The following is a 9,924-nucleotide window of genomic DNA, read 5'->3' as shown; positions in this document are numbered from 1 at the left end:
CAGGCCGCCACCCAGTACTTTGCCGAGTTGGGCATCACCATCGAGCGAGTGATCACTGACAACGGTTCGGCCTTCCGGTCCCACGCCTTCCGGATCGCCTGCGGTGCCTTGGGCATCCGCCAGAAATTCACCCGCGCCTACCGGCCCCAGACCAACGGCAAGGCTGAGCGATTCATCCAGTCCGCCTTGCGCGAATGGGCCTACGGGCACGCCTACACCAACTCGGATCAGCGGCGTGCTGCGCTGCCACTCTGGAATCACTTCTACAACTGGCACCGACCTCATCACGGAATCGGCTGTCAAACCCCCAGCTCTCGGCTACCGGGTGACAGAAACAACGTCTTGACTCTTCACACCTAGCCCTTCAGTACCCACCACCGCAACCGCTCCCGGATCCGGAGCGGAACGCCGCGTGTTCCGGGTCAGCCGATCAGCTCTTGATGGACCCAGGTTCCGGACCGCGGAACAATTGGTCTGCACCTTTCTTGAAAATTGGCAGGGAGCAACCGTCCATTTCAAGCCTATAAATACGTTCCTCAGCCCACTTTAGCGCTTTGTCAGGCGCCGCCATCAGGCCATGTCATCCGCCCCTCTACCCGTGCCCCGCTCCTGGAACGCCCCCGCCTCTCCCGACGAGAGTGCAGCGCCGGTGAGCGGGCTCGTGACCGGCGCCCACGAGGTACTCGATGGCCGCTATCCCGAAGCCAGCACGGTCGACGACTTCCGGCGCAATCTGGCGGCGGTGCACGCACGCATCGAGGCCGCCTGCCTCCGCGCCGGGCGCGATCCCACCTCTGTGCGCCTGCTGCCGGTGAGCAAGACCAAGCCCGAGGCCAGACTGCGGCTGGCCCACGCGGCGGGTTGCCGGATGCTGGGAGAAAACAGGCCGCAGGAGGCCTGCCGCAAATGGGAAGCCATGCAGGACCTGACCGATCTGCGCTGGTCGGTCATCGGCCACCTGCAAACCAACAAGGCCGGGCTGGTGGCGCGCTTCGCCGCCGAGTTCCAGGCACTGGACAGCCTGCGTGTGGCCGCGGCGCTGGATCGCCGCCTGCAGACCGAAGGACGTGCACTGGACGTCTTCGTGCAGGTCAACACCTCTGGCGAGGCGAGCAAGTACGGCCTGCGCCCCGCGGATGTCCCGGCCTTCATCCATGCACTACCCGCATTCACCGCATTGCGCGTGCGCGGGCTGATGACACTGGCGCTGTTCTCTCGCGAGGCCGAGCGGGTGCGCCCGTGCTTCGTGCTGCTGCGCCAACTGCGCGACCGGCTGCGCCAGAGCGCCCCTGCCGGGATAGGGATGGATGAGCTGTCGATGGGCATGTCCGGCGACTTCGAGATCGCCATCGAGGAGGGCGCCACCGTGGTGCGCATCGGGCAGGCCCTCTTCGGTGCACGCGCCACGCCGGACGGCCATTACTGGCCGGGCGAGTCCGCGGCCCGCGAATCGACCTGACGAAAAGCACCGTGGCCATGCGCCACCCGGACCTTGAAGCCCCCGGCACGCCGGCCCCGCTACGGCCGGACGAGAGCAAGCCCCCATTCACCTACCCACTCGGATCTGAGGAGTTTTCGATGCAAGCTGCAACCTCCCGCCTGATGCGGGCCTATGCCCGTCAACCTGTTTCCTTCGTACGCGGAAGCGGTGCGCGGCTGTGGGACGAACACGGAGTGGAATACCTGGATGCCATCGCCGGTGTCGCAGTCACCAGCCTGGGCCACGCCCACCCCGAGATCGCCGCCGTGATCGCCCAGCAGGCCGGACTGCTGCTGCACACCTCGAATGTCTTCCGCATCGACTGGCAGGAACGGCTGGGCGAGCGCCTGTGCGCCCTGACGGGCATGCAGAAGGCCTTCTTCTGCAATTCGGGCGCCGAAGCCAACGAAGCCGCGCTCAAGCTGGCCAGGCTGCATGGCCATCGCAGACAGATCGCCGCCCCCAGGATCCTCGTGATGGAGAACGGCTTTCACGGCCGCAGCATCGCCACGCTCTCCGCCTCGGGCAATCCCTCAAAGCAGCAAGGCTTCGAACCGCTCCTGCCCGGCTTTCTGCGGCTGCCCTATGACGACATCGACGCGGTACGCCAGGCGGCCGCCCAGTCGCCCGACATCGTGGCGGTGCTGGTCGAGCCGGTCCAGGGCGAAGGCGGCATCCGGGTGGCCAGCACCGGCTACCTGCGCGAGCTGCGCGCCCTGTGCGACCAGCACGGCTGGCTGTTGATGCTCGACGAGATCCAGGCCGGCCTGGGCCGCACCGGGGCCTGGTTCGGGCACCGGCATGCGGGGATCTCGCCGGACGTGATCACGCTGGCGAAAGCGCTGGGCAACGGCATCCCCATCGGCGCCTGCCTGGCACGCGGTGCAGCCGCCGACCTGTTCTCGCCCGGCCAGCATGGCTCGACCTTCGGCGGCAACCCCCTGGCCTGCCGGGTGGCCTGCTCCGTCCTCGACATCATGGTGCGCGACAAGCTGCCGGAGCGCGCAGCGGCACTGGGCGGCCGCCTGCTGGCGGGACTGCAGGAGGCGCTCGGGGCTCACCCCCATGTCGTCGCGATCCGTGGGCAGGGCCTGATGGTGGGCATCGAACTGGACAGGCCGTGCAAGGAACTGGTCGGCCGGGCGCTGGCCGAGCAGCGTCTGCTCATCACCGTGACCCGCGACAAGGTCATCCGCCTGCTGCCGCCGCTGATCTGTGACGAAGCCCAGATCGACGACATCGTGGCCCGCATCACCCGCCTGCTCACGGCAAGCGGACTGAACGCGACGGCCACCCCTGAAACCTCCGGACAAAGGATGCACCTCCATGTATGACCGCTCCCTGACCCTGGCCGACGTCGACCCCGAACTGGCCGCCGCCGTCCAGCGCGAAGAACGCCGCCAGGAAGATCACATCGAACTGATCGCCTCCGAGAACTACGCCAGCCCGCAGGTGATGGCCATCCAGAACTCGGTGTTCACCAACAAGTATGCCGAGGGCTACCCGGGCAAGCGCTACTACAGCGGTTGCGAGCATGTAGACGTGGCCGAGCGCCTGGCCATCGAACGGCTCAAGACGCTGTTCGACTGCGACTACGCCAACGTCCAGCCCCATGCCGGCGCCCAGGCCAACGCGGCCGTGTTCCTGGCGCTGGCCCGCCCCGGCGACACCGTGATGGGCATGAACCTGGCCCAGGGCGGCCACCTCACCCACGGCAACCCCTCCAACTTCTCCGGCCGCCACTACCGCATCGTGCCCTACGGGCTCGACCCCGGGACCGGGCTGATCGACTACGACGCGATGGAACGCATCGCGCTGGAGGCCCGCCCGAAGATGCTGATCGGCGGCTTCTCAGCTTACTCCCGGCACCTGGACTGGGCGCGGATGCGCGCCATCGCCGACAAGGCGGGCGCCGTCTTCTGGGTGGACATGGCCCACGTGGCCGGCCTGGTGGCGGCGGGCGAATACCCCGACCCCCTGCCCCACGCCCACGTGGTCACCAGCACCACCCACAAGACCCTGCGCGGCCCGCGCGGCGGCATCATCCTCGCCAAGGGGCAGGACGAGGACTTCTGCAGGCGGCTCGATTCCGCCGTGTTTCCGGGCATCCAGGGCGGACCGCTGATGCACGTCATCGCCGCCAAGGCCGTGGCCTTCCAGGAGGCGCTGCGTCCCGAGTTCAAGGCCTACCAGCGCCAGGTGGTGCGCAACGCCCGCGCGATGGCCGCGGTGATCCAGCAGCGGGGCTACACGATCGTCTCCGGCGGCACCGACAACCACCTGATGCTGATCGACCTGTCTGCCAGGCCCTACACCGGCAAGGACGCAGACGCCGCCCTGGCCGATGCCTGGATCACGACGAACAAGAACTCGGTGCCCAATGATCCGCGCTCAGCCTTCGTCACCTCCGGCCTGCGCATCGGCACGCCCGCCGTGACCACCCGTGGTTTCGGGGTCGCCGAATGCGAACACGTGGCAGGCTGGCTGTGCGACATCCTGGACGCGCTGGAGAGCGGCGGCGATGCATTGACGGCAATGCGCGAGCAGGTGCGGGAACAGGTGGTGGCGCTATGCCGCCGCCACCCTGTTTACCGATAGCGGCCGGGGCCGGCCTCAATCCATCCAGACCAGGCGCAGGCGCAGGCCGCGGCAGGCCCCCATGACAATGGAAAAGGTGATCCCGCCATCCGCCTCCAGGATCGTCTGGCCGGTCTCCAGTTCCTGCCAGGCCCCGTCGTCTCCCAGGCGGAAGCGTGCCTCGTCGATGGGCTCGAAGCCTTCGAACCTGACGTCGAGCCCCAGCGTGTACGGCAGGTGATCCGGAATACCCGTCTGGTGGGCCAGCTTGATCTCCGCCTGGCCGTTCCGGAAAGCCAGCTCCAGCACGCGCAAGGACGGCACGTCGGCCGGGTACAGCAGGGCGGTGGCATTGCTCGTCCCGCGGAACAGCAGCTGCGCCCCCGATTGCAGCGGCCACTCGCTCAAGCCGTCGGGCAGGGGCTGTCGCGCCGCATCGCGATCCGGCCGGACCTCCACGCGGGACCCGGGCAGGCCGGGCCGCTCCCGCATCTCGAGCCGCGACGGCAGGGCCTCCGCCCACTGGTAGCCGAGGTCCAGGGTGGCCTCCAGCTGGTCTGGATTCACGCAGATGACACGGGCAAGTCTGGTTTCGGTCATGCCTTTTCTCCCTTCGGGATGTCGTCGAAGATGGCCGCGGCTATCGCTGCCATGACCCCGCCGGCGAAATAGATCACGCCATCGGCCGTCGCCGACGCGCCCACCATCACGGCCCCCGCCGGAGCCAGGGCCCCACTCTTCTGCGTGACCTCATAGCCGACGGGCAAGCCCAGCTGGGTCAGCTTGCGCACCTGCAACAGCAGGCTGGCGCTATGTTCGAAGTAGTGCTTGTCGGCGTCTTTCCCGGCCAGCTTGCCCGGCCCCGCGGCCAGCGACCAGATATGCCAGATCCCGAACACCACGCCAGAGCCCACGGAGACGAAGGACCAGATCCAGACCTGGATGTTGGCCGGGACGTTGATGCTGATGGCAAGGACCAGGGGAATGCCGATGGCCGCGATGGCGCCCACCGCCATCATCAGCGCCGAGTTGTCCTTGGTCAGCCGGTCCCAGACGAGGTCGCTCTTGAACGCCGCCAGGAGACCGGCGTAACCCGTCAGCCCCCAGTCGATGACGAAGGCGAAGCGCCCCAGCCAGGTCAGGCCCTGGGTGAGCTTGCCTCCGCTCTGCTGGCTCAGGTTGACCAGCCTCAATGCGTTCTCCGCGGCGGAGATGGCCCCCCGCAGCAGCCCATACCACGCCGCGTAGCAGATGTCCCGGACGCCGGCGAGGATCGGATAGACATCGTCGATCTGCTTGCGCATGGCCTTGAGCTCCGCATCGGAGTCAGCCTCCCGCACGGGCGCCCCCTCACCCTCCCGGGCCGACGTTCGCAGTGCCCCGGCGTCCCGCTGCAACAGGTGCCGGAGCACCGCGAAGCCGCTCACCAGCTGCTCGGCGCTGCGATCTCCCTCGGCGAGGACCTTCTTTCCGGTGAGGGCGTGATAGACCAGCACACCCGGCGCGGTGAACAGCAGACAGGCCAGGTCCAGCACGCTGAGATCGGCGCCGGCGATGCCGCGGTACAGGGAATTGACCCAGCCCATCGCCGGGCTCAGGCTCAGCACCGGCGCCTCGAGGAATTCGCGGACCAGCCGGATGATCTCGGCCAGCACTTCGAAGAGCAGCGTCTGCAGGATGTCGGCCACGTCGAAGAGCATAAGCACCAGCGGGCGCAGGGCCACCAGCAGGTCGCTGAGGAGCAGCCCGAGGCCATCGGCCAGCGAGGTCTTGCCGTCGAACAGGCGGAGCAGGTCCTGCAGCGGCGCCACCAGCTTGTCGCCCTGGGCAAACTCGCGGGCGTGGCCGAGCAGGGTCTCGAGCCGGTCCTTCAGGCGCTGCGAGAAGCTCTGGTGAAACTTCGCCTCCCCGCCGGGCACCGCGTGATGAAAGCTGAGAGCCTTGCCACCATGGTCCTGCGCCCCATGCATGACGGTGATGCCGCCCTGCGGATCGGCCTGGCAGGTCTTGCGCCCGGCCAGCTTGCCGATCGCCTCCTGCATGAGCTGGTCGGCACGCTCGCGCGCGGCGCCGATCTTGCTCGACAGCAGGACTGGCAGGGTCTCGCCGACGAGCGCCTCCATGTCGATGAGCGTCCCCCTGATGCAGGCCTTGACCAGGTCCTTGCAGCGCAGCACATCGTCCCAGCCCAGCACTTCGCCGAGGTAGTGCAGGAAGCGCTTGCCGATGTCCACCGCCTTGTTGGCCACCGTGCCGACCCAGTTGAGGAAGCCATCCACGCCCTGGACGATCTGCGAGGCCGCCGCGCTGAGGAATTCATGCACCGCATCGACCGTCTTGACGATCAGGCGCACCCCCTCCTCCACCACGTGCACGACGAACTCCACCACCTTGTGGACACACTGCTTGAACCAGCTCCAGAAGCGCGCAAAGGTGGATGGCTCGCCGGCGGACGCCGCCACCGGCCGCGCGGCCAGCTCCGCCTGGGTGGGGTGGTGGAAGACCAGGCCCGCCTCCGTGCGCCGGGCCACGATGGCCACCCCGTGCCGCGCCGGAGCGCCGGCCAGCATGCGGCGCAGGCGCGCCTGGGCCGGGTGGTCGGCGCCGTCATGCAAGGCCTTGAGGGCCGCCGTCTGCAGCACCTGGGTCAGGCTGGCGGCGTCTGCGGGCTTGATCGTGTCCGGCAGCACGCCGGCCGCGGTGAGCTGCGCCGGATCGATGCTGAAGCGGCGGTCGAGCCCCGCCAGGCGGCGCAGGGCACCGTCGTGGGGCCGGAAGCAGGCTTCGGGGATGTGCGGCTCGTCCGGCAGGCTGACCAGGATCTCCGGCGCCTCGATGCCCTCCTCGCGGAAGCGGAAGCTGGCGCTGCCCGTCTCGCCGCTGCGGATCAGGAAGGGCCGCTCCGCCGTCAGGCGCCACAGCTTGCCCTGGTATTCGATGGTGGCCGGGCGCCGGCTGCGGATGGCCAGGGCCACGTCGGGCAGCGCCTGGCCCAGCACCGTGACCGGGCTCAGGCTGATCTGGTGGACCACCGCCGAGGCGGGCTCCGCAGCCGCCTGCGCCGGGATGCAGACCTCCGAGCGGCCCCACACCTCGCCCTCGCCGGCGTGGGCATACATGACCACCGCGGCGTCGTTCAATTCGAACACCGCCGGCATACCCGGCGCATGCGCCGGCACCTTGATGGCGCGCGCCTGCTGGCCGGTGGGCGTCCAGCGCAGGGCCGCCGGGCCGGCCTGCAGATCCCACTCGCCGAACCACACCAGGTCGCTGTCGCCCACCGCATACACGCGCAGCGCGCCATCGCCGGCAAAGGAATAAGTGACTTCGGTGACCCGCGCCGGCCCGTCCGCCCTGCCGCTCAACACCTCGACGCGGGCCTGCCCCGGCGACTCGCCGAACTGCACGGCCGTCAGGCCACCCTCCTTGCCGACCAGGAGCAGGCCGGCGCAGGTGCCGGACGGGGCCACCAGCGGCGTCATGGCCGACGCATCGTCCGCCTCGATGCGGGCGGGCAGCGTCAGCCGCTGCGCCGCCTGCAGGTCCACCCGGACCCTCACCGCGTCGACGTCCTCGTCCGGATCGGCATGCAGCCCGGCCGGGAAGAAGGCCAGGCTGTCCCCCTCCAGCCGCGCCAGGTGCAGGGCCCGGGCCTCACCCAGGGCCAGCAGCCGGTCTATGCCCTGCAGCGGCACATCGAACAGCAGCGCCCGAGTGTGCCCATCCCCGTGGTAGAGGTAGCCGCCCAGGCCGCTCCGGCGCTCCCGGTAGGCCCGGGTGGCGCACAGCTCGAGGATGCGGCTGCCGCCGTCCGGCAAGGCCACGAAACCCGAGCAGGCCACCGCAAACTGCGCATCCACATTCCACGGCTGGTGCTCCCGCGAGGCGGGCAGCCGCGCCCATCCGCTGCCAGGGCGGTGCTCCAGCATGACCAGCACGAACTGCTTGTGCACCGTCATCGCGGCAATGGCGAGCAGGATGCGCTGCCCGTCATGCTCTCCGCCGGGCAGCGCCTCGTGCACCACGGCGTCGGCACGCCAGACCGTCGCGTTCCGCAGCTCGGGCAGGGGAAAGACCTCCCGGGTCCATTCGGTGCCGCCCTGCTCGGGCGTCGTCAGGTGCTGCAGCTCCCCGTTGGCGCACACCAGCAGCAGCTCCTGGCCACCGGCGCCGGCAGCCTGCCGGCGCTTGGGCACCAGCGCCAGCGGCGTGCTGGCCTGGCCCAGGTCGAACTTGAGGGTGGAGGGGAAGTAATCGTGGACGGTGGCCATGGCCGGGACGATGGCGTTGGGCTTGAGGGTGTTGCTGCGCGGCATGTCAGTTCCTTGTGCGGGAGCGGGGATGGGCACATGCCGCCCGGGTATACCGGCCAGCACAAAATGCCGTGGCGATTATGCCGTAGACATCCGCACGCCATGCAACACAAATTTACAATGAAGCACCAACACGGCAAGGCCCACACACACAGCCCCTGCAGCGGCCCTGCGGAGCGCCCCCCGGGCCGGCTGCGGCGCATGTCGGGATCGGGCATTCAAAGCCCGGACATGCAGCTTCCACCCCCGGACATGGAACACTCCAAGTCCGGGTTGGACCTTCCGGGCTCTGATTTGAAACCGTTCAAATCAGGGATGGACCTCCCGAACCCGGATTTGAACGGTTTCAAACCAGAGATGGACGCGTCGAACCCGGACCTGGACTTTCGTCCCGCGGATTTGCACGCGCCAGGCCCGGACTTGAAAGATCCCAACCCGGAGATGGACTCGTCCAACCCGGAGATGGACGCTCGCCCCCCCGGGCCTTGAATGACAAACGCCGTGCAGGCATCCCGCTTGTCATGAACGCGGATGTGGCGTCTAATCCGCCCCGCCCAAGCACCTCACATCCGCGTGACGAGAACCCGGGAGCCCACGATCCGATGCGATTCCGCCCGACGCCATCAACAGTGCTTTGCCTGGCAAGCTGTGCGGCCGCCTTGCTCCTGCCCTTCACTGTCGTGGGGCTGCCCGCATCCGCCAGCGCCATTCTTGGCGTCTCGCTGCTCGCCCTGCCCTTCCTGATCTTGAGTGCCGCCACCCTGTTCACCGCGGGTCGGCTCGCCAACTCCCTGCTTGTCCTGCTGTCCCTACTCGCTTTCATCCCTTGGCTCGTCAGCGTCGGCGCCACGGCATGGTTTCAGCTCGGCCTGATCGGCGCGGCCTTCCTGGGTGCCCTCATGGGTCTGGCTGCCGCTTTTGTGGCCTGGTTGGTTCACCGCTTCGCACAGCGCCGGCCTGGCATCGGGGTTCAGGGTGAGGCTTGAGATGCCGGTCGACGCCTGTGGGAGGATGCTGTCAGCACTTTGTGTTCGAACTGGTGTGCCTTTACTGGGCGGCTTTCCTTTTTTCCGCGTTGGATTGGCCGGGATTTCGCCCCGGCGGGCGACCTCCTTTCTTGCTTCGCCAAGAAAAGAGGCAAAGAAGGCGACCCGCCTCGCCGGTCGTTCGCGTTGCGAACGACTGCCCTGCGCTGCTCACGCCAGGCGGCCGGCGCGGAACTCGCCCTGCGGGCTCAAACAGCCGCGCCGGACTTCCCCGCCTGCCGCTGCGCTGCTCGGCGGGTCGGAACGGGCTTTTACCGGGCACCGAGCCTCTACGGAAAGGCCGGTGGGTGCGAGGCGCTGGGGTTTTGCTCTTTCGTTGATCATCGCGCCCTGCTTCAGCAAACGCGCGGTGTTTGCGAAAAGCCCGTTCTGACCCGCCGAGCAGCGCAGCAGCGGGCGGGGCCTTCCGGCGCGGCTGTCTGAGGAGGCGTAGCCGACGAGTTCCGCGCCGGCCGCCCGATGCGAGCAGCGCAGGGGAGTCGTTCGCAACGCGAACGACCGGGGAGGC

At 68.5% G+C, this 9,924-nt stretch carries 8 protein-coding genes; 5 read left to right on the top strand and 3 right to left on the bottom strand.

What is annotated here, in order from left to right; all coding sequences use genetic code 11:
* The 4 genes from HHL15_RS25640 to glyA all read left to right on the top strand — a co-directional run.
* Window positions 1-360, top strand: a 360-nt coding sequence (locus tag HHL15_RS25640) for an integrase core domain-containing protein (RefSeq protein ID WP_169148622.1), incomplete at its 5' end; no start/stop codon positions are given.
* Between the two features lie 217 nt (window positions 361-577).
* Window positions 578-1,459 (top strand): YggS family pyridoxal phosphate-dependent enzyme, encoded by an 882-nt coding sequence (locus HHL15_RS25635; protein WP_169148621.1) that lies wholly within the window; start codon window positions 578-580, stop codon window positions 1,457-1,459.
* 119 nt (window positions 1,460-1,578) lie between these two features.
* Window positions 1,579-2,814, top strand: coding sequence for an aspartate aminotransferase family protein (locus HHL15_RS25630; RefSeq protein ID WP_169148620.1), 1,236 nt, complete (start codon window positions 1,579-1,581; stop codon window positions 2,812-2,814).
* Entirely contained in the window at window positions 2,807-4,078 is a 1,272-nt protein-coding gene (gene glyA, locus HHL15_RS25625; protein WP_169148619.1) for a serine hydroxymethyltransferase, read from the top strand. The genes HHL15_RS25630 and glyA overlap by 8 nt, the downstream gene beginning before the upstream one ends.
* 15 nt (window positions 4,079-4,093) lie before the next feature.
* Here glyA and HHL15_RS25620 read toward each other — a convergent pair whose 3' ends face one another.
* Window positions 4,094-4,657, bottom strand: coding sequence for a hypothetical protein (locus HHL15_RS25620; RefSeq protein WP_169148618.1), 564 nt, complete (start codon window positions 4,655-4,657; stop codon window positions 4,094-4,096).
* The gene (locus tag HHL15_RS25615; protein ID WP_169148617.1) at window positions 4,654-8,373 is read right to left on the bottom strand and encodes a hypothetical protein; all 3,720 of its coding nucleotides are present in this window, start codon (window positions 8,371-8,373) and stop codon (window positions 4,654-4,656) included. The genes HHL15_RS25620 and HHL15_RS25615 overlap by 4 nt, the downstream gene beginning before the upstream one ends.
* A gap of 656 nt (window positions 8,374-9,029) precedes the next feature.
* On the opposite strand from HHL15_RS25615, the gene HHL15_RS25610 reads away from it, so the two are divergent.
* Complete coding sequence (locus HHL15_RS25610) at window positions 9,030-9,356, top strand: hypothetical protein (RefSeq protein WP_169148616.1); 327 nt, start codon at window positions 9,030-9,032, stop codon at window positions 9,354-9,356.
* 210 nt (window positions 9,357-9,566) lie between these two features.
* On the opposite strand, the gene HHL15_RS26275 is transcribed toward HHL15_RS25610, so the two are convergent.
* A partial coding sequence (locus HHL15_RS26275; RefSeq protein WP_206198975.1) for a hypothetical protein occupies window positions 9,567-9,924 on the bottom strand: 358 nt, incomplete at its 5' end.

The sequence above is a fragment of the Zoogloea dura genome, assembly GCF_012927165.1.
GTDB lineage: Bacteria > Pseudomonadota > Gammaproteobacteria > Burkholderiales > Rhodocyclaceae > Zoogloea > Zoogloea dura.
Note: the sequence above shows the minus strand (reverse complement) of the source record. Positions and strands in the feature narration are given on the sequence as shown.